The sequence below is a fragment of the Lactobacillus kefiranofaciens genome, assembly GCF_900103655.1.
GTDB classification, from domain to species: domain Bacteria; phylum Bacillota; class Bacilli; order Lactobacillales; family Lactobacillaceae; genus Lactobacillus; species Lactobacillus kefiranofaciens.
Window position 1 is genome coordinate 131598 of the sequence record NZ_FMXC01000001.1, and the last position, 21685, is coordinate 153282.

At 36.7% G+C, this 21685-nt stretch carries 18 protein-coding genes and 2 pseudogenes; 15 read left to right on the plus strand and 5 right to left on the minus strand.

From position 1 onward, the window contains the following. From BLP58_RS00675 to ppsA, 5 genes and pseudogenes are all read left to right on the plus strand, one after another. Entirely contained in the window at positions 1-693 is a 693-nt protein-coding gene (locus BLP58_RS00675) for a class A sortase (protein WP_013853943.1), read from the plus strand. Positions 694-817: 124 nt separating this feature from the next. After that, positions 818-3091: a single-stranded-DNA-specific exonuclease RecJ gene (gene recJ / locus BLP58_RS00680; RefSeq protein ID WP_013853944.1), complete on the plus strand. Its 2274-nt coding sequence runs from the start codon at positions 818-820 to the stop codon at positions 3089-3091. A 105-nt stretch (positions 3092-3196) separates the two neighbouring features. After that, complete coding sequence (locus BLP58_RS00685; RefSeq protein ID WP_013853945.1) at positions 3197-3724, plus strand: adenine phosphoribosyltransferase; 528 nt, start codon at positions 3197-3199, stop codon at positions 3722-3724. A gap of 65 nt (positions 3725-3789) precedes the next feature. Then, positions 3790-3861, plus strand: a pseudogene (locus tag BLP58_RS12805) (Loki-CTERM sorting domain-containing protein); the annotation flags it as partial. 118 nt (positions 3862-3979) lie between these two features. After that, entirely contained in the window at positions 3980-6427 is a 2448-nt protein-coding gene (gene ppsA / locus BLP58_RS00690) for a phosphoenolpyruvate synthase (RefSeq protein ID WP_013853946.1), read from the plus strand. A gap of 135 nt (positions 6428-6562) precedes the next feature. On the opposite strand, the gene BLP58_RS00695 is transcribed toward ppsA, so the two are convergent. The 4 genes and pseudogenes from BLP58_RS00695 to cls all read right to left on the minus strand — a co-directional run bounded on the left by BLP58_RS00695 (position 6563) and on the right by cls (position 11127). Continuing rightward, positions 6563-7675: a DUF871 domain-containing protein gene (locus BLP58_RS00695; protein ID WP_013853947.1), complete on the minus strand. Its 1113-nt coding sequence runs from the start codon at positions 7673-7675 to the stop codon at positions 6563-6565. A gap of 119 nt (positions 7676-7794) precedes the next feature. Next, positions 7795-8724 carry a cysteine synthase A gene (gene cysK / locus BLP58_RS00700; RefSeq protein ID WP_013853948.1) on the minus strand — a complete coding sequence of 310 codons (930 nt, stop codon included), beginning with the start codon at positions 8722-8724 and terminating at the stop codon, positions 7795-7797. A gap of 15 nt (positions 8725-8739) precedes the next feature. After that, the gene (locus BLP58_RS00705; protein ID WP_013853949.1) at positions 8740-9528 is read right to left on the minus strand and encodes a homoserine O-acetyltransferase/O-succinyltransferase family protein; all 789 of its coding nucleotides are present in this window, start codon (positions 9526-9528) and stop codon (positions 8740-8742) included. Positions 9529-9638: 110 nt separating this feature from the next. Next, positions 9639-11127, minus strand: a pseudogene (gene cls / locus BLP58_RS00710) (cardiolipin synthase). A 137-nt stretch (positions 11128-11264) separates the two neighbouring features. On the opposite strand from cls, the gene BLP58_RS00715 reads away from it, so the two are divergent. After that, complete coding sequence (locus tag BLP58_RS00715) at positions 11265-11756, plus strand: SLAP domain-containing protein (protein WP_013853950.1); 492 nt, start codon at positions 11265-11267, stop codon at positions 11754-11756. A 55-nt stretch (positions 11757-11811) separates the two neighbouring features. Here BLP58_RS00715 and BLP58_RS00720 read toward each other — a convergent pair whose 3' ends face one another. Beyond that, on the minus strand, positions 11812-14085 hold the full coding sequence (locus BLP58_RS00720; RefSeq protein ID WP_013853951.1) for an HAD-IC family P-type ATPase: 2274 nt from the start codon (positions 14083-14085) through the stop codon (positions 11812-11814). 189 nt (positions 14086-14274) lie between these two features. Between BLP58_RS00720 and arcA the strand changes: the two genes are divergently transcribed. The 9 genes from arcA to BLP58_RS00765 all read left to right on the plus strand — a co-directional run bounded on the left by arcA (position 14275) and on the right by BLP58_RS00765 (position 21491). Then, positions 14275-15504, plus strand: a complete 1230-nt coding sequence (gene arcA, locus BLP58_RS00725) for an arginine deiminase (RefSeq protein ID WP_013853952.1) — start codon at positions 14275-14277, stop codon at positions 15502-15504. Positions 15505-15517: 13 nt separating this feature from the next. Next, complete coding sequence (argF, locus tag BLP58_RS00730; protein ID WP_013853953.1) at positions 15518-16558, plus strand: ornithine carbamoyltransferase; 1041 nt, start codon at positions 15518-15520, stop codon at positions 16556-16558. A gap of 1 nt (position 16559) precedes the next feature. After that, positions 16560-17492 (plus strand): carbamate kinase, encoded by a 933-nt coding sequence (arcC, locus tag BLP58_RS00735; protein WP_013853954.1) that lies wholly within the window; start codon positions 16560-16562, stop codon positions 17490-17492. 13 nt (positions 17493-17505) lie between these two features. Beyond that, on the plus strand, positions 17506-18042 hold the full coding sequence (gene citX, locus BLP58_RS00740; protein ID WP_013853955.1) for a citrate lyase holo-[acyl-carrier protein] synthase: 537 nt from the start codon (positions 17506-17508) through the stop codon (positions 18040-18042). 86 nt (positions 18043-18128) lie between these two features. Further along, entirely contained in the window at positions 18129-19292 is a 1164-nt protein-coding gene (locus tag BLP58_RS00745; RefSeq protein ID WP_013853956.1) for a GNAT family N-acetyltransferase, read from the plus strand. Further along, positions 19279-19467, plus strand: coding sequence for a hypothetical protein (locus BLP58_RS00750; RefSeq protein ID WP_013853957.1), 189 nt, complete (start codon positions 19279-19281; stop codon positions 19465-19467). The genes BLP58_RS00745 and BLP58_RS00750 overlap by 14 nt, the downstream gene beginning before the upstream one ends. Position 19468: 1 nt before the next feature. Then, the gene (locus tag BLP58_RS00755; protein ID WP_034536134.1) at positions 19469-20074 is read left to right on the plus strand and encodes a LysR family transcriptional regulator substrate-binding protein; all 606 of its coding nucleotides are present in this window, start codon (positions 19469-19471) and stop codon (positions 20072-20074) included. 72 nt (positions 20075-20146) lie between these two features. Further along, positions 20147-20692 (plus strand): hypothetical protein, encoded by a 546-nt coding sequence (locus BLP58_RS00760; RefSeq protein WP_025084064.1) that lies wholly within the window; start codon positions 20147-20149, stop codon positions 20690-20692. Positions 20693-20822: 130 nt separating this feature from the next. Continuing rightward, positions 20823-21491, plus strand: a complete 669-nt coding sequence (locus BLP58_RS00765) for a putative quinol monooxygenase (protein WP_013853960.1) — start codon at positions 20823-20825, stop codon at positions 21489-21491. Positions 21492-21685: the final 194 nt, after the last annotated feature.

The window sequence follows — 21685 nt, forward strand, 5'->3', positions numbered from 1 at the left end:
ATGGCAACAAAAAAGAAGCAAAAGACTAGCCTTAGTACAATCCTCATCCGAGTTTTGGCCGTTATCTTGTTAATTGTGGGATTAGTACTCATCTTTAACAAGCAAATTAGCAATCAGATGATCAGCCATAACCAAAAATCAACGTTGACGACATTAACTAGAAAGAAAGTCGAACAGAATCAAAAGAAAAAAGGAATGTTTGATTTTAATAAGGTGAAGTCAATGGATGCCGCCCGAGCTACTAAGTCTCAGATTAGCAAGACTTCAGGTGCGATCGGAGCCTTGGCAATCCCTGATGTTAATATGCATTTACCAGTAATGTTGGGGATGTCCGATGATGCGATGTCCACTGGTGGTGGTACAATGCGAGCTGACCAGAAGATGGGACAAGGCAATTATCCTTTGGCTGGACACTATATGACGGCTAAAGGTATCCTGTTTTCACCGCTTGAGGATGTAAAAAAAGGTGAGTTAATTTATCTCACTAACCTGAAGAAAGTTTATACTTATCGGATTTACATGAAGAAAGTTGTTGATCCATCAGCAGTTTGGTTGGTTAACAATACAAAAAAGAAAATTGTAACTTTGATTACCTGTGCCGATGGTGGCGCTAACCGTTGGGCTATCCGTGGTAATTTGGTTAAAACCGAAAAGGCAACTAATCAAAATTTGAAAGTCTTTCAGCTAAAATAGCAGACATCAATCTTTTATGAAGATTCGATTTGCGTTAAAATGATAAATAGAATTTTTCAATTAAAGACACTCATTTGTGAGTGCCTTTTAATTTTTAGTAATGAATGCAGGGTGTTTTTTAGTAATGAAATGGCAACAAAGAACAGCAGAGCAATTGGCCCCAGACTTGATAGAGAAGTATCAATTAAGTCCATTGGCAGCTCAGCTTTTTGCATTGCGCGGGATCAATACGGATGAAAAGTTGGATTTTTGGTTTAACGCAACCGAAGAAAATTTAGCTGATCCTTTATTGATGCATGATATGGATAAAGCAACTGAGCGAATTAATCAGGCAATTGACAAGGGCGAAAAGATTACTATTTATGGTGATTACGATGCAGATGGTATCACTGCAACGACCATCATGACAGAGACGTTAGGGATCTTAGGTGCTGATGTTCATTACTTTATTCCTGATCGTTTTAGAGATGGCTATGGCCCTAACCTTGAACGCTACAAGGACATTATTGCAGACGGCACGAAGCTGATCATTACGGTTGATAATGGTGTAACTGGTATTGAAGAAGTTGAGTATGCCAAAAAACATGGTGTTGATGTGATTATAACTGATCACCATACTTTTCAAGAAAAAAAGCCAGCCGCAGCTGCAATCGTTCACTGTAATTATCCAGGACAGAAGTATCCGTTTGATGATTATTGTGGTGCAGGGGTTGCTTATACTATTTGTCGTAATTTAATGCAAGATACTATGCCAGAATTGCTTGATTTAGCGATGATTGGTACGATCGGCGACATGGTCAAAATTACTGGTGAAGGGCATATTATTGTTAAACGTGGTTTAGAAGTCTTGAATCAGACGTCACGACCTGGTTTACGAGCTTTAATCAAAAATGCTGGTTTAAGTTTAGGTTCAATTAATGAAACGGATGTTGGCTTCAATATTGCTCCACGCTTGAATGCAGTGGGGCGCCTAGCTAATGCTAACTTAGCAGTAGAATTATTGTTATCTGATGACGATATTGCCGCTCAAAAAATCGCGGATCAGATTGAGGAATTGAACAGTCAACGCAAAGAACTGACTGCGAAGGTTTATGATCAATGCATAAACCTGATTCGGGAAAATAGTTGGCAGCGGCAAAATACATTAGTTTTATATGATCCTGATTTTCATGAAGGCGTATTAGGATTAGTAGCTAATAAGATTGTTGAAAAGACGCATAAACCTACTATTGTGTTGACTAAAAATGAAGCAGGCGAAGTCAAGGGATCTGGACGTTCAATCATCGGTTTTAATTTGTTTGCTGCGCTTAATCCGCTAAAAGATAAACTGTTAACTAAATTTGGTGGACATGATTTTGCTTGTGGTTTGTCAATGAAAGAGGAGCAAATTAAGGCGTTGCGTAAACAGTTTGAAGAGAGTTTTCATGTTGAAAATGGATTAGAAACCAAAGATTATGACATGGAATTACCACTTAATGGATTGACGCTTCAGACGCTGGCACAGATTAATCAAGTTGGTCCATTTGGCACTGACGATCCGCAACCGATTTTTAGCATCTCGGATCCAACAATTACTCATTTCTTAAAAATTGGTAAAGACAAAAATCACGTTAAGCTAACAGTCAATAAAAAGGGCGGAAGTTTGTCGCTTATAGGTTTTGATAAAAGTTTTTTGAATAATAATTTATTGCCATTTATTAGTAAAATATTTATCCAATTATCCCTTAATACTTTTCGTAAACAGGTATCCTTACAAGGGATCATTGAAGGTGTCGATTTTGCTTCGCCTAAGCTGGCTGTACCAATACCAGTCATTGATTTGCGTCAAGAAAGATACGTGATGGGGTTTGCAGATAGATATTTATTGTTTGATAAGAAAAATATCCCGGTTGTCAAAAATAGATTACAGATTGATGATCATAAAATTAGCTTAGTTAAGGATTATGAGCAATCTGGTGAAACCGTAGCACTGCTTGACGTGCCGCGTAATCAAGTAGAATTTAATTCTGCACTTGAAAAGAATTATCAGCAAATTTATTTACGCTTTTTGCTTGATCAATTGCCAGTTGAACAGATTCCGGCTAAAAGCTACTTTGGCAAGGTATTAAAATATATTTATACTCATCCTTCTTTAGAGCCAGAGGACTATCGTACTGTAGCGCCATACTTAGGACTTGATTATGCCAATGTTTTATTTATTTTGCGAGTTTTCTTTGAACTAGGCTTTGTTAAAATGGATGGATCAAAGTTGGTAGGTGAAGCTAATCCACAAAAGCGGCCATTGACTGATTCCAAGTACTTGATGGCTACGGCCTCTCAAATTAAGTTTGTCAGACAGTTGAGAACCATGCCAACTCAGAAACTAATCACATATGTTAATAATATGGCAAATAATTAAGCCAAATATCAAGATTTCAGTGCTTTTGTTTTAAAAGTTTGGTAAAATAGACAGGTCAAAAGTGTTTGAATACAAACGCAAAGAGTTTTGGAGGTTTTTCTTCTTATGGCAGTTGATTTTAGTAAGTATATTGCAAGTGTTAAGGATTTTCCCAATAAGGGCATAGTTTTCCGTGACATTACGCCAATTCTGCAAGATGGTGAATTATATCGTCAAGCTACCCATGAATTAGCTGAATATGCTAAGAGTAGACATGCAGATGTAATTGTTGGGCCTGAAGCACGTGGTTTTATTGTAGGTTGCCCTGTAGCAATTGAGTTAGGCTTAGGTTTTGTACCTGCAAGAAAGCCTCATAAGTTACCACGAGAAGTTGAACGGGCTTCATATGATTTGGAATACGGTTCAAACAGCTTGGAAATGCATAAGGATGCAATTAAGCCAGGTCAACGAGTTGTTGTCTGTGATGACTTAATGGCTACTGCAGGTACTTTAAGAGCTTCTAAGGAATTAATTGAGAACTTAGGTGGTAAGCTGGTCGGTGCCGCATTTTATATTGAATTGCCTGATTTGAAGGGTAGAGAAAAGTTGCCAGATGTTGATATTTACTCACTTGTTCAATATCATGGTGCTTAATAAAGTAAATAGTTAAATTTAGCTAAATAAGTCAAAAGCTTTGGTGCAGTAAGCATTAAGGCTTTTTTATTTTGTTATCTTTTTTATCTATTAGTACTATTATTCTACTCAATCGAAAGAAAACGGACAAAAAATGAACAAAAAATAAATATTATTGTTTAATAAGCAGTATTTGTTGACATTAATTCAGAATTATACGATAGTAGGTGTGTAAAAAGAAAGCGCTTACTATAATTTTCAGAAAGTGTGAATTCTATGAAGGAAACTAATATTCCGAATATTGTTGTTAATGATGATGTTGGTCAGTTAACCGATGAAGATCGGAAGAAAGCATTTGTTCTGTGGTTTGATCAATTACGTCGTGAAGACGTTAACTTAGTAGGTGGCAAGTCATCTTCGTTAGGTGAATTAACTTCTGGTACGGATGTTCCAGTACCTTATGGTTATGCGACAACCTCAACCGCTTACCGCTACTTTATGAAAACTACGGGCTGTCGTGAAAAGGTTGATCAGCTTTTGGCTACTTTGAAAGATCCAGAAGATTCAGATGAATTACATCGTGTAGCATCAACAATCAGAAAAGTAATTAAGAGTGCTAAAATGCCAGAAATTTTGGCAACGATTATTGGTGATTCATATGATCAATTAGCTAAGAGAATGGGGCAAAATGAACCTTACGTAGCTGTTCGTTCTAGTGCGACTGCAGAAGATTTGCCAAATGCAAGTTTTGCCGGTGAACAAGATACTTACTTAAACGTTCATGGTCGGGACAATGTTATCCGTAAAGTGCAAGATTGTTATGCTTCACTGTATACTGATCGTGCAACTTATTATAGAATTAAGCAACACTTCCCTGAAGAAAAGGTTGCCTTATCTGCGGCTATTCAAATGATGGCCTTTTCAAAAGCTGCTGGTGTAATGTTCACAGTTAATGTAGCTACTGGTGATGACACTAAGGTAATGATCGAAGGTTCATGGGGCTTAGGTGAATATATTGTTCAAGGTACTGTAACGCCAGATAACTACGTTGTTGATAAAAAGACGATGACCATCTCAAGCAAGACAATTAACAATAAAAATATTGAGTTAATTCGCCTGCCAGGTGGTGGTGTCGAACAAAGAGATGTACCAGAAGATATTGCTAAGAAGCCAGCTTTAACTGATGAGCAAATAATTGAGCTTGCAGGCTATGCAGAGCAAATCGAAAAGCACTATGGCTGTTATATGGACATGGAGTGGTCACTAGATCAAAATGATAAGTTATGGTTAGTCCAAGCCCGTCCTGAGACTGTTTGGTCACAGCGTAAGAAGAATGAAAAAGATGAAAGCTCATCAACAAATGAAGTTGCTATTACTAAAGACCACAAAGTTTTATTAAAAGGTTTGCCAGCTAGCCCGGGTCTTGCTGCAGGCAAGGTTCACGTAATTGACGATCCAAAGGATATTAGCGAATTCAAGAAGGGCGAAATCTTAGTAACTCTGATGACTTCACCAGACTGGGTGCCTGCAATGAAGAAAGCCAGCGCAATCATTACTAATAATGGTGGCATGACTTGCCACGCTGCTATTGTATCTCGTGAAATGCAAATTCCTTGTTTGGTTGGTACTACAAGCCGTGGCACGGCAGCAACCAAAGCCTTGAAGACTGGTCAAATCGTAACTGTTGATGCTAAAGATGGTGTCGTTTATGAAGGCAAGACTGAAGAAGTGGCTAAGCCGAAGGCAACTACTCAAGCAGCACCACAAGTTGCAGAGTATTTTCCACCAACAGCAACCAAAGTTATGATGAATTTAGGTGATCCAGATTTAGCTGAAAAATACTCAAGCTTGCCAGCAGATGGTATTGGTTTGATGCGGGAAGAATTTTTATGGACTACTTATATTCACCAGCACCCACTATATTTAATTGAAACTGGACATCCAGAAAGAGTAGTAAATGAGTTAGCTAGTGGTATTAGCAAAGTCGCTCGTGCAATGGCACCGCGTCCAGTTGTTTTGAGATTTTCAGACTTTAAGTCAGGTGAATATCGCAACTTAAAGGGTGGAGAAAAGTATGAGCCACATGAACCAGCTGATCTATTAGGTTGGCGTGGAGCTTCACGTTATTATGATCCGAAGTACATTAATGCGTTCAAGCTAGAATTAGAAGCAGTTAAGAAGGTACGCAATGATTATGGTTTGAAGAACTTGAATGTCATGATTCCATTCTGCAGAACCGTTGATGAAGCACGTAAAGTTACTGATATTATGCGTGATCAAGGTTTGGTTAGAAATGCCGACTTTAAAGTCTACATGATGGCTGAAATTCCATCCAACATTATTTTGGCTGATCAATTTAACCAATATGTAGATGGATACTCAATTGGTTCAAATGACTTAACTATGTTGATCCTTGGCTGTGATCGTAATAATGATACGGTTTCTAGTTTATTTGATGAGCGTAATTTGGCAGTTAAGCGTGCAATTCGCCATTTGATTAAAGTTGCACACAAGGATGGCAAGACAGTTTCAATCTGTGGTCAAGCTCCATCAGAATATCCAGAATTTACTGAATTCTTAGTTAGAAGTGGGATCGACTATGTATCTGTCAACCCAGATATGGTGAAGGAAACCAAGTTGAATGTGGCCCATTATGAACAAAGAATTTTATTAGATCATGCAACTGGACTAGGTCGTCAAGATCCAACTGATTATGAATGGTAAAAGTAGTTGTCAATTATTTTAAGTTGGCTATTGATCTAATAATGAAAGATGGCTATACTAAAGGAAATATTATGTCACCGCTGGTGATATAAGATCAACAGAAATGAAAAAACTACCCCTAACAGGAATATCTTGCTAGGGGTAGTTATTTTTTTGCCATTTGCTAGTTAGTTTGAATTTGGTCCAAGGTTTGATAAAGTCAAGCAAGAATAATTCATCTGCTTGAATTGAACCAATTTTATTCTTTCTAGGTTCTTTATGTGGTTGAAGAATGATTTGCAGTTCATTTTTGTAAATGCCAAAATTATCATTGCCAATTACGATATCTCCACGCTGAAATTCTTCATTATTATCATGAGGAGTATTCGTGATATCCTTATAAGTTACTCGTGGAATGGTTGACCGGATAACAGCTTGGGTCATATCTCCGCGACGAAAATGCTGCGTTTCTTCTACAATCGTTTTTTCAATGTCAGAAATGTCTTTTACATAGTCAACATGTAGCATTAATTGGTAACGATTAACTTTTGCTAAGGCTTTAAGTTCAGTTTCACTTGCATAGGCATTACCAATAATTACGTCATCAATCATATTAGAAGCAAAAAGATGCATTGCTTGAACGTCGATAGGCAAATCTCGATCTTCTTCCAAGGTAGGTAATCCATCTTCCACATTCCAAGGTCCAATTTTTCCCGTTTGGCTAGAAACAAAGGCGGCAGTGTGAATACCGAATTTTTTAAAGCGCTGACTGCATTTTAGAAAAAAGTCATAGGGAAGAGCAGTACCTCGTTGAGGATAAAAATTATGGCAACCATAAATAAATGGGGTATTAGCTTGGTAAGAAATAATATTATTTAGGTAGTCAACATCATTACTCATATTAAGTTCAATGATTAAACCATATGGATTAAATGACAGCATTGCTTCAGTTGCACCGTCAAAAGCTTGATCCAAGCGAATTCCTGCTGCTCCAGTTTCTGCAAAAAATTTTAAGTCAGAATAGCTAATGTTTAACTGATCAAATAATTGTGGTGATACATCTAAAAAGGTTTGGTAGCCTAATTGATTACCGTATTTAATAATTTTTTTATATTTTGCTTGGGTCTCAGCAAGACTTCCTTGCACTTCTAGCATGCTCATAAAGATGCGACTAAAGCCATATTTGTGTCCTAATTCTAAGTAACGGGCATTGTCTTCAAAATTGCTGTGGTCTGGATAAATTGACAGACCTAAAGATCTCATTGTCATTAGGAATACCTCATTTCATATGTGTCTATACCAATTATAGCGAACATTTGAATAAAGGTCTAGTCCAATGGTCAAAAACAAAATGGATGAACTTAGCGTCCATCCATTTGCATTTACTTTTAAGCTTTGAATAAAGCAGTAGAAAGGTAACGATCTCCACCGTCAGGAACAACAGTAACCACGTTATGACCCTTACCCAATTCTTTAGCTAATTTGATTGCACCGTGAATATTTGCTCCAGCTGAAATGCCTGGTAAGAAGCCTTCATTTTTGGCAACTTCGCGTGCAGTATTCATTGCCTCATTTGTTGAGACTTCAATCACACCATCATAAACGTTTTTATCCAAATTCTGAGGAATAAAGCCAGCGGCAATACCTTGTATACCATGTTTGCCTGTTTTACCGTCTTTTAGAAGAGGCGATTCAGCGGGTTCTAAGGCGTAAACCTTGGTGTTAGCATCTTCACGTTTTAACGCACGACCAATGCCTGAGAGAGTACCACCAGTGCCTACTCCAGCTACAAAAGCATCAATAGGTTGCCCAATAGCATTCATTGCACTGATAATCTCAGGTCCAGTAGTTAATTCATGGATATTAGGATTTTCGGGATTATCAAATTGCATTGGCATGTAATAGCCTTTTTCTTTAACTAGTTCTTCTGCCTTAGCGATCGAGCCTTTCATGCCGTCACTACCAGGAGTTAGGATAAGTTCAGCACCATAGCCTTTCATTAATTTACGTCGTTCAACACTCATTGTCTCTGGCATAACGATAATGATATGATAGCCTTTAGCTGCGGCAACCATTGCTAAGCCAATACCAGTATTGCCTGAGGTTGGTTCAATGATCGTTTGATCTGGTTTTAAATTACCGTCACGTTCAGCTTTTTCAATCATAGCTAAGGCAATTCTGTCTTTGATAGAACCAGCAGGATTTTCAAATTCTAATTTAACATAAACATTAGCTGCGTCTTCTGGAACTACCTGGTTTAGTTTTAATAATGGCGTATTGCCCACTAACTCTGTAACTGAATTAAATACTGTATTCATAATTTTACCTCTTGTTTATTCTAAAACTAATTTGTTTTGTTTAACTTGTTTAAGCCCGTTAGTAAAAAATATTTGCTGTGTGTTCCGCCATTGAAAGAAGGGAGCAGCCATATTATAGTTTGCCGGCTTTTTGTAATTGCGCTCTGGGTGAGCAGCTACTTCTCGTTGATACTCATCTTTTAAGCCGTTTTGATCGTATTCGATATGAGAAAAAATAAAACTTTGCTCAGGCTTGTCAGGATTAGAAACCATAAACAAATGTCCATTATCGTCTACTGCATTGATTACTAAATGTGGATTTTGCAGGATTTGTTTTTTATCCATTTCTGCATAGCGTGCATGAGGAGCGATAAATCCTTGACTAAGTCTATCTAATAAAGGATGTGGTGCGATAATTAGATGTGGATAAATTCCAAAGATTTTTTCGGATAAGATTTGTTTTTGAATTCCATAAAAATGGTTAAGAGCAACCATTGCACCCCAACAGAAATACAACTGTGGGATTTTTAATTGATTAAGTTTATTAAGCAAACATCGAATTTCCTCGATATAGGTCACATCTTGAAATTTAATTTGATCGATAGGTGAACCTGTGATAATAAAACCATCTAGGGTATTAATTTGTTCTAAATTGAGTGGTTTGGAAGTTTGAGCAACTTCATTAGGTACTAATCGATTTAGATAATGCATGCGCGGATAGAAGAATATCAATTCGGTATTAGGTAAGACAGAAGCAAATCTTCTTTGCGTATCTAATTTATCATGCATTAGGTTCAAAATGCCTATTTTTAATTGCTTAGTCAAGTTTTAACCTCCTTACTTTTTATCAGTTATAAGTATTATATAGCTTATTTAAAATAAGTGAAGAAATTAAGCTTAAAAGAACTGGCAATTTTTGCCAGTCGGAAAAAGTTTTAGAAAATAGGTGAGAGCAAGCGAGAAAAGTATTGTTTGAACTTCAGCCACGATGATTGCTTGTCAAAATAGTCTGTGGTTAATAATGTACAATCAGCTAGATCTTTTTCAAAAATCTTCTTTAGTTGCACAGTTAATGCTTCATTATAATTAAATGAGTTAACTTCAAAATTAAGAGTATAGCTACGGAAGTTTTGATTAGCTGAACCAACTGAAGAAATATTAGAACCACTCACTACAGTCTTAGCATGGATAAAACCATTATTATATTTATAAATTTTTACACCGTGAGTTACTAAATACTTAGCATAGTATTCGGTTGCGCGGTAAACAAAGGGATGATCAGGCATGCAAGGGATCATGATTCTAACATCAACGCCACTATTGGCTGCAATGATTAAAGCCTCTAGCACTGAGTCTTCCGGAATTAAGTAAGGCGTTTGGATATAGACATATTTTTTTGCACTAGCGATAATTCCTTCATAGCCGCGCCGGATGCCATAATGTTCATTGTCTGGACCAGAAGATACGATTTGCATAGCGACATTGTTGTTTTGATTCATGCTATTACGATTGACTTTAAATTTTTCAATTCATCAAGTTTGAATTTAGGTAAATTTGTTCTTCTAGTAGAGGTGTTCCAGTCCATGGCGAAACGCACTTCCATTAAAATTGGAGCTTGACCAACAACCCGCAGATGTGTATCGCGCCAGTGTCCAAATTTTTCAGAACGATCAACATATTGATCTCCAATATTAAAACCACCAATGTAACCGACATTATGATCAATAATAACTAATTGCGGTGCAAGTGATAATTCATTCTAGGAGTAGTGAACCAATGCTTTTTAGAAGTAGATAAGAAAGGCTGAGCCTGTCCACCTAATTCTCTTAGATGATCAAAGAAAGCGGGCTTAGTGCCACGTGAGCCAGTACTATCATAAATTACTCTAACTTTGACACCATTTTTTGCGGCCTCTTCTAGCGCGGCTAATATTTGTTTACCTAATTGATCATCAAAAAAGGTATAAAATTCTAAGCTGATAGATTCTTTAGCATTCTTAATATCCTGAATCATGCGTTTGAACAATTCCGAGCCCTTGATAAAAACTTTTACTTGATTATCAAAGGTCATAATAGCATCGTCATTGTTTAAATTCAGTTCCGTTAGCATCCGAGCCCTTGTCATATGCTCTTCTTTAGGTAAAAGATCCTCGTCTTTAAGCATTTTTCGTTGCTGTCTTAAATAATGCTCGCGAACCTCTTTCTGTTCTGCTTGCAAAGCGAAGATTTCATCATGTGATAATTGTCTACCAAAGAAGAGATATAAGATAAATCCAACTCCTGGTAAGACACTTAACACCAACATCCACGCCCAGGTAGCCACAACACTGCGGCGACTTCTAAAGACTGTCCATACTGCAAAAAAGATGTTGATTAACCATAAAACTTCAATAGTGCGACGAATAACGTCCCAAGTTAAAACCATAATTACTCTTCCTTTCTTACTAAATAATTTTAGCAGATTTTGTATAGAAAATTTTATTAAAAAGTATCGCAAAAATAGGGTATTTTTTGTTAAAATAAAGCTGAAGACAGAATAAACATTGCGAGGGGGTAGATATTATGAAAAAGATTATCTATGTAGCAGGTGTAATGTTAGCTAGCATGACTTTGGCTAGCACAACAGCTCCAGTTGTTAGTGCTGTATCTTCCAATCCAATCAGACAGGGTAAAAAGTTAAACTTAACCCGCGGTGCCGGTGTTTATAACAGGAAAGGCATTAAGGTTGGTCATTTGAAAAAAGGCAAGGTTTATAAGGTTCGTGCCATTAAGATAATCAATGGTAATACCTATGTTAAAATTGCCAAGAATAGATTTGTGAAAAAAGAAGCTTTCTTACCATATTCTGAATCAACTATTAAGGTAATGAATAAAATTAAGAAACCATCATTTGTTTATGATGAAAAAGGTGAAAAAATTCCTGGTAAGTTTTTGAGAAGAGGTACTAAGGTTCATTACTTGGGACACAAAGAGATTGAAGAGAAGCCATTTGTAAAAATTGGTGCTGGTGAATATGTTAAGGCTATGAACGTTCTGACTACATTGATGAATTAAGTGTAAATAAATAACCTAGGATTGAGATTTTCCTAGGTTATTTTTCTGTATTTAGTTATCTATTTTTCATGATTGGTTGATAGACTAGATCGATCAATATAGCTGCAATTAAAGCAACAACAACAGTAATTAAAAGATTTTGCCAACTAATTTGCATCATTGCTAACCCGCAAAGAGCCAAAATAAAGGTTAGAATAACGTCAGCAATTTGAACGATACCAACTAACTTCGACGGATAATCCTGCCAGAAGAATTTACGAGTTCTAGTAATCAATACGATTAGCATGGCACTTAGGACTAAGTAAATATAAACCATTGTTGAAATGCTTCCATGACGCCAACTATTGGTATTTAAGTACCAAACGAAGGCAAAACCTATCAAGGTCCAGCCAGCTGCTAAAGAAAAGGCAATCTTAGCTAACTTAGCCATATTCCAATTCTCTGGTTTGTAGGTAATATGAGTTCGGTCGGTGCCGATCATCATTGTAACCATGTTGTTCATGATCGTGTAAATAACCATAGCATTGAGAGCCATTGGAATATAATTGAAAAATAAGTAGCCAAAGGTCAGTAACATAGTCAATTCGGCAGTTCTAGCTAGTTTAGTTAAAGACCAAGTAGTCATTCGTTGGTAGACGCGATGCCCAGCATCAAGAATCTTTACGATTGAGCTTAAGCCGTCATCCAGTAGAACCATCTTGCTGGAACGTTTAGCTACATCGGCTGCGTTAGAAACGGCGATTCCAACTTCAGCTTGTTTTAATGCAGGCGAGTCATTCACACCGTCACCAGTCATTCCTACAATGTAGCCTTTTTCTTGAAAGAACTTGACCATTTTGAGTTTATCTTCGGGTAAAACATCAGCGATTCCTGCTAATGAATCGATATCAGTATTTTCATTAAAGTCATGAATTGAGATGACTTCACCAGCTAATTCAACCTGTTTAGCTACTGCAGCAGCTGTACGCTGATTATCACCAGTTAACATGATTGGACGTACGCCACGTTTTTTGAGTTCTGCTAAGGCTGCTTTAGAATCATCTCTAACCTTATCTTGTAAAATAAAGACACCAGCTAGCCGATCATCGATTAATACGGCAACGGAACGACCGGCGCGGAAATTAATGCCCGCAATTTCATTATTGGCATTAGTATCAATGAGTGATAGCTGTTTAAATGAACCTAATTTGACATTGTGCCCATCTATTTCAGCCATTGAATAGCCTGTATCTGATGTAAATGGAGTAAATTTGGTGGCGTCGATCACAGGGATGCTATTTTGAGTTAAAAATCCAGTGATTGCAGTATCGATAATTCCTGGATTTCTCTTGTCAGTAGCTGCCCCTATTAAAGCTAGAACATCTTTGTCAGGCAGATTGCTTAAGTCGCTCCAGCTGGCCACTGCAGTTTTATTTTCGGTAATTGTTCCTGTTTTATCAAGTAAAAGCAGGTTTAGATTGGCTGCATCTTGAATTCCAGTTAAATCGGCTGTTAGAACGCCTTCTTTACTTAAGCGAGTTGCTTCAAATGAGTTAGATAAAGCAAATGTTGATGGCATGGCTACTGGAATCGAAGCGATAAACATCATTGCTAAAAATGGCAGCATATTGATCAAGGTATTGAAATTACCACCCTTGAAGAATGAAGCAATGATAATAATTAAAGTAAGCACACCGTCAAGCAAACAAAGATAGTAAATAATTTTGGTCAAAAGTTGCTGTAAATGACCAGGTGCAGCAGAATTATTGATCAAGTTAATGGTCTTACCACTTCTTGAATCTTTACCAGTGGCAGTAATAACAGCTAAACCATCGCCTTCGACAACTGTTGTACCTGCATAAGCAGTACTATCTATTTCTTTTTTGACGGGTTTGGATTCACCGGTAATTGAGCTTTCATCGCAAGCAATTTTACCATCAACTAGCTTAACATCAGCTGCAAGGACATCTCCACGTTGTAAAGAGACCAAGTCGCCTTTAACCAATTGCTTAGAATCGATTTTGATCCATTTGCCGTCACGCTCTACAGCGACTTTCGGCGTTAATTTATGCGAGATGCTGTTTAACACGCGTCGTGATTGTTTCTTCTTGGAAGCACCATTAAAGGCAGCGAAAAGCAGCATTAGTAAAACAAATAATGATTGAATCCATTTGCCTAAGATGCATTCGAGAATTAAGGCAGCCTCAAGGATCCAGGCAGATAGATTCCAAAGTTTTGATAAAAATTCCTTAAAGAAATTATATTCTGGCTCAGGGACTTCGTTTAAGCCATCTTCTTTAAGACGCTTGTCAGCCTCAGCTTGACTTAAGCCGTGAAATTTTTTAGACATATATTTCCCTCCAATTTCTACCTTATTAAAATAGCACATAAACCATTGAGATGAAAATACTAAATGTAAAAGATCGGAGACGCAGTTATACGTTCTTCAAAGAGAATGATTTCTTATAATCACATTGTAACTATTAGCTAATTGTTACATAATATATGTAAGCGATTGCATTAAGAAAGAAGTGATTAGATGGCTGATTTTATTCATGTTTATTCAGAAATTGGTAAATTAAAAACAGTGTTGCTTCATCGACCAGAAAAAGAATTGGAGAATTTATCTCCTGATATTTTGAATCGAATGTTAATTGATGATATTCCTTATTTAAAAATTGCTCAGGAAGAACATGATTATTTTGCCGATACTTTAAAAAAGCGGGGAATCCATGTAGTGTACTTAGAAGATTTATTGGCTGCTTCTTTAATTAATAAAGAAGTTCGAATAAAGTTCTTAGATCGATTACTTGAAGAATCAGGGATTAAGAATAATGATCCACTGCATCAACTGCTAATGGATTATTTGTTAGACTTGCCAGTCAAGCAAATGGTGAGCCAGATTATTGCAGGCGTTAAAAAAGCTGAAATTAAAAATGTTAGACCATCTTTAGCTGATTTAGCGGAAGATCCAAGTTATCCATTTTATCTTGATCCTATGCCTAATGTTTATTTTATGCGTGATCAGCAGGCCGCCATCGGCAATGGAATGACCATTAACCGGATGACTTTTAGAGCAAGAAGACGTGAATCATTATTTATGGAGAGCGTTTTGCAGAATCATCCTGATTTTAAAGATAAGCAAATTCCTGTTTGGCGTGATCGTTATACCCATGGTCGACTTGAAGGTGGCGATGAACTGGTATTAAATAAGCATGTTTTGGCTATTGGGATTTCACAACGAACATCGGCTGCCGCAATTACGGATTTAGCTCATAGCTTGTTCGGTCATTCTAGTTATGACACCATTTTAGCCATTAAAATTCCGCATAATCACGCGATGATGCATCTTGATACAGTGTTTACTATGATTAATTATGATCAGTTTACTGTTCATCCCTTTATTTTAGATAAAGCAGGAGAGATTGAGATCTATGTCTTACAATTAGGGAAAAATGGCAATATCACGATTACGCCAAGACATAATTTGGTCAAAACATTGAAGGAATATTTGAATTTATCGGAAATTGACTTAATTCCAACAGGTGGTGGTGATTCGATCGCTGCATCGCGAGAGCAGTGGAATGATGGCTCGAACACTTTAGCCATTGCTCCGGGTGAAGTAGTGACCTATGACCGTAATTATGTGTCTAATGATTTATTGAGAAAGCATGGCATTTTAGTTCATGAAATCCGTTCTAGTGAATTGTCGCGTGGGCGTGGTGGCCCAAGATGCATGTCCTGTCCTCTTGTTCGGGAAGATTTATGATAGAGGTATAAAAATGAAATATTTGCAAAACGTTTTTCAAGGCAGAAGTTTCTTAGATTGTAAAGATTATACTCCAACAGAGATCAATTACTTGATTGATTTTGCCTTACATTTAAAGGAATTAAAAAAGGAGCATATTCCGCATGAATATTTAAAGGGTAAGAATATTGCTCTACTATTTGAAAAATCATCGACTAGAACGCGTTCAGCTTTTGTAGTTGCCTGCAATGATTTAGGTGCTAATCCAGAGTATATGGGTGCAGGTGAGATTCATTTAGGAAAAAAGGAAAGCGTTAAGGATACAGCCAAGGTTTTAGGTAGCATGTTTGACGGAATTGAATATCGCGGTTTTGCTCAAAAAGATGTAGAAGATTTGGCTAAGTATTCCGGCGTTCCCGTTTGGAATGGATTAACAGATAAGTGGCATCCAACCCAAATGCTAGCAGACTTTATGACTATTAAAGAAAAGTTCGGACATTTAAAGGGACTTACCTTAGCCTATATAGGTGATGGTCGTGATAATGTTGCCGACAGCTTGCTGGTAGCAGGCAGCATGCTGGGCGTAAATATTCACATTGTTACTCCACAACCTTTATTTACTCATCCTGACGTTCAAGCAATTGCGGATAAATTTGCTAAAGATTCAAGTTCCAAAAATTTAATTACCGCAGATATTGAAGAAGGCGTTAAAGGCGCTAATATCATTTATACTGATGTTTGGGTATCAATGGGTGAAAATGACTGGAGTGAGCGAATTAAGCTTCTAAAGCCATACACGGTGACTATGGAAATAATGAGAAAAACGGGTACGCCGGATGATCAATTGATTTTCATGCACTGTCTGCCAGCCTTTCATGATCGTAGTACCAATGTTGGTGAACAAATTTATGAAAAATATGGCTTAAGTGAGATGGAAGTTACTGATGAAGTTTTTAATTCAAAGTATGCTTGGCAATTCACGGAGGCAGAAAATAGGTTGCATTCAATTAAGGCTATTATGGCTGCTACTTTAGGTAATTTGTTCATTCCATCAGTTGATGAAAGAAGTGAATAAAATGAAAAAGATAGTTGTAGCTTTGGGTGGTAACGCAATTCAAGCTAAAGATAATAGCGCAGCTGCCCAGCAAGAAGCTGTTAGCAAGACGACGAAAGTAATCGCGCAAATGATTGAAAACGGCGATCAAGTGGCAATTACTCATGGCAATGGTCCCCAAGTAGGCAATCTCTTGCTACAGCAATATCAAGACTCAAGCAAGTCTAATCCTGCTATGCCGCTGGATACGATTAGTGCCATGACCCAAGGCAGTATCGGCTATTGGATGCAGAAAGCTTTGGATGATCAATTGCACCATGATCATTTTCCTAGTCAAGCGGTCACGCTGATAACGCAGACAATTGTTGACGCTAATGATCCTGCTTTTGAGAATCCAACCAAGCCAATTGGCCCATTTTATAACTTTAATGAGATGCAAAAGCAAAAAATCTATCATCCTGATTATGTTTATAAGCAAGATGCTGGTCGCGGTTATCGCCAGGTCGTTGCTTCACCTGAGCCGCAGGAAATTGTAAATGCTCCAATTATTAAACATTTGCTGGAACAAGACTTTGTACCGATTGCAGCCGGCGGTGGTGGCATCCCTGTAATTGTGCGAGATAATCATTTGCAAGGCGTAAGCGGGGTGATTGATAAGGATTATAGTGCCACAAAGCTAGCTGAGGATATTGAAGCGGATCAGCTAGTCATTTTGACTACGGTAGATAATGCCTATTTGAACTATAATCAGAATAATCAAAAAGCAATTGGCAAAGTTAAAGTAGATGAGTTAAGAGAATATCTTGATCAAGGTCATTTTGCAGCCGGCAGTATGAAACCAAAAATTGAAGCTGCAATTGAATTTGTAGAAAAAACAGGCAATTCTGCGATTATCACTTCACTAAAAAATGCTGATGAATTAGATACTGGTGTAGGTACAATCGTTTATAATTAATTACGGTGATTAGATGAATATTTTTAATGAAGGTAATTCTCAAACTATTAATCAGGTTTTAGCTGCTAAGGATCAACGAGTAGCTTTGCAACAGGCAATTTTCAAAAAATATCCAGCAGATACGTTAGTAGATGTTAATTTAAATATTCCTGGACCAATTAAAAATAATCAGTATTTAGAAAAATTGTTTCAAACAGGGATTAAGCAATTAGAAAATGAATGGCAAGAATTAGGATATCCTTATAAACTGGTTTCAGCGCTAGATCAAGATACGGGCAGTGAGAATTTTTATATTCTTGCTTTACCAATTAAAAAAGTTAAATTGTCAACGGTTGAATTTGAAGATCAAACTCAATTGGGGCGTTTATTTGATGCAGATGTGTTAGTTAAAGATCAAGCAAGAGCAATTTCGCGCAAAGATTTGAGACGAAAAGCGCGGCAATGCTTTTTGTGTTCACGTCCGGCTAAAGAATGTGCACGTTCACGACGTCATTCAGTTAGCGAGATGCAAGAATATATTTCTAATTTATATACTAAATACGTAAAATGAAAATTAAATGATCAAAATTCTATAATTGGGATAAAATGATAATGAATGAATTAATAGATATATATATTTTTAATATAGGGAAAAGTATGAAATTAGAAAAGAATTCAGACAATCTTAAGCAAATTGCCGCATTAATTAAATATGCTTTTTTGAAAAAGAAAGATCTAACTAAAGATGCTAACTTCATGAGTCGTTATCAACATAGCGAGGGTTATGGCTATTTTGATCAAAAACTGACTAGCTACATTATGGTAAATAAGTTTAAGAGTGAGGTCTTTGGACATCATTTAAAGATGGCAGGAATTGGCTATGTTGCTTCTTATCCGGAATATCGCGGACAAGGTCACATTTCTCATTTAGTGCAAGAAGTACTGCAAGACCTGCATCAACAGCAGGTACCATTTGCTAATCTAGCACCGTTTTCTGAGAGCTTTTATCGTCATTATGGCTTTAGCAATAGTATTTATCAAAAAGAGTATCGTTTTGCAAGTAATGTTTTGCAAAGTTTCTGTTTACCTAAGACGGGAAGAATTATTCGGGGTAAATGGAATGATCTGAATGTGCAAAATGGTGTCATTCAGTTATATGAACGTCAACTTCATACTGATGATGAACGTAATACGGTAATCCGTGAAGCATGGTGGTGGAATCGACTTGATTCTTATTATGCTCATAGAAATTTTGCCGTTTATTTTGATGCTGATGGACGACCGATGAGTTATCTCATCTATCGAATTGAGAACGACCGCTTTTTAGCGGATGAACTTTATTCGATTACGCCAGCTGGAATTTTAAGTATGTTAGGGTTTATGGGTTCGCACGCCGGTTCAGTTAAAGAATATCGAATAATTTTACCAGAAGATTCTTTGTTAGCTGAGCTTTTTCCAGAGCAGCATCAATTAGATATTCGCTTGCATCCTTATATGATGAGTCGGATTATTGATTTTCAAAAAGTTCTGTCTTGTATGCGACCTATGCAAGAAGGGATATTTAACTTAGAAGTAATTGCTGATGATCTTTGTCCCTGGAATATTGGTGTTTGGCAGTTAAAGCGTAAAAATAAAGAAGTAACCGTGACTAGAAAAGAAGATGAATTGGTTGATTTTTCCGGTTCGATTACTGCTTGGACACAGGTGCTTTTAGGTCGCTTAAGTCTAAAAGAAGCGGTTAAATTAGGGTTAATAACTGATTATCGCATTAAGAAACTGGACTTTGTTAAAGGCAGAGTTTCGTTTTATGACTATTTCTAGAAAGGTAGGCATTAAGATGAGCAGACAAAAGAAACTGAACTTATTGAAAGCAATCAGTATCGTAATTAGTGGTATTAATGCAATTGTCTCTTTAATGATTATGCTTAATAAATATCAGATTAAAAAAGACAAAAAGAGAATAGCTGCCGAGGGTCACGCACCGCTAAATGAATAAGATGAATGAATTAAAGGTGGCTTATTTTAACCAGTTAGGTCAAATAGAATTGAAACAAGCCAAAAGAAAATTTGAACGGAAATATCCTGACTGTACAATAAAACTAATTGCAACAGGCTATGACGCAGTGTTTGAAAAATTGGCTGATCAAGAAGTAGATCTAGGGATTTGCGATTTGCGTGATGAACAAAATGACTATCACCAAACTAAGCTTGCTCGTTTAGGAATTAAAGCGGTTTTGCCTAAGGACAGTTTTCCTAATGGCATGCAGATGATTGATAAAGCTGAATTAGCTGATTTACCTTGCTTTATTGTTGCTAAACCAGAAGAAGAAGTTGTGGAACTGCATTTGTTCAAGGATTTATATCGTCTTCCTAGTCATTTTATTGCTGCTAATTCAGTAGCAGAAGCTGCACTGCTGGTAGCATCAGGATCAGGGTACTTTTTGCTGAATGAAAATACGGTCAAATCAATCCGTAGTGAAGACCTACAAAGTTTATTTTTGTTGGACCATCAGCAACAATTATGGCAGACAATTATGGCATTTTATCCAAAAGAAAGTACATTAATCTATAATTTTTTAGCCATTTTACAAAAAGAATATTAAGATTTGCCTTTGGTTGTGAAATTATTGTAAAATTAACCGTGAAAGCGAATACAATGACGCTATAATCTGGAGATGATTAAAATGCTGAAGAGAAAATTATTACCATTGACTTCTATGGTCTTTGTTCTTGGACTGAGCGGACTTCTTAGTCAGGCTGGCACGGTTCAAGCTGCGTATGGCAATGATGGGGTAGTTACTATTCCTAAGCAAATGCGTGGCGTTTGGTATTCATATGACCGTGACGCGCATAATGGACGTAAGCTTATTTTTACTGCACATAGTTTTAATGGCAAGCCAGTTTATTCTCAAAAAAGTAGTATAGTTAGTGATTACTTTAATGGAAAGGTTAAGAAACAACAAGCATTTGATCAAGTTACTAAGAACTGGATGTCGGGTAAGACTACGAAGCTTAAGGGCGATGTTTTCTATGAGATTGACCCATGGATTAGTTTTGAAAATTGGAGCCTGTATCAGGTGGTGTTCCAGATAATTAATGGCAAGAAGCATTATATCTTAATTTATTCTAGTAGATATGATGGTGGTAACTATTATAGAAGTAAAAAGCTAGCTAAAAAAATGAAAAATTATAAATTTGCAAAAGTAAATTATACGATGTAAAAAGATGCATTCGTCAGGGATGCATTTTTATTACTTTTAATATTATAAATTATGTTAAATAAATATTTTGATTTAAATTTTCAAAGAATCAATTATAATTAATGTAAAAATTATTCGTGAGGATTTGAAAATGAGATTAGAAAAAGTACCTATTTTACGTTTAGCTAAATTAGAAATTAATCCAGAAGACCATATTAAATTCGCTCAAGCAAGTGAACAGTATATGTCAGCCTCGGTTAAACAAGAAGAAAGTACTCTGTTTTTGCTGACTGGTCATGAAGATGAAGCGGGCTACAAGAATTATGCGATTTCTTGCTTCCAAGATAGAGCTGGATATAAGAAGCACAATGAATCTAATTCAACTAAAAAATTTAAGGATATAGCAATGCAATTATTGACTAATCATGTAGAAGTGGAGTTGCAACCAGAGTTTATCTCGACTAAGCCGGATAAGTTAATGGTCGGCAACCAAAACGATTATGTTGTTTACTTCACTGAAATTGGCGTACAGTTAGGCAAAGGCGATGAATTTGCTAACGGTGTGTTACGTGAAATGAAAACGGCTGTAGAAAAAGAAGAAGGTATTATAGCCATGATTGCGGGGACGATTCTGAATCAACCTAATGAATGGCTGTCGATTGAAGTTTATCAAAATGATGTTGCTTATCAGCAACACCTGAAGACTAAGCATTTTAAACGTTATCTGGAAGCAACTAAATACTGTGTAGAAAGCAAGGGGCTTCATTTGTTAAAACCAGATTGCATTGCAGATCAGAGCGAAATTTTTTATCGTCCATAAGAAAGAAAATCCAAACTATTCTAACTATTGAATAGCTTGGATTTTTTGTGCGAGAAAAGTTTTAAACGTCGTTATTAATTATGATAATTATGAGATCTTCTTATTTTTACAGGAATTGGCTTAATTGTAGGAAGCTTGCTTAAAGCTAAAGTAATGGCTACTAAGCCGGTAATTAGTAAAGCGATTAAGAGTAG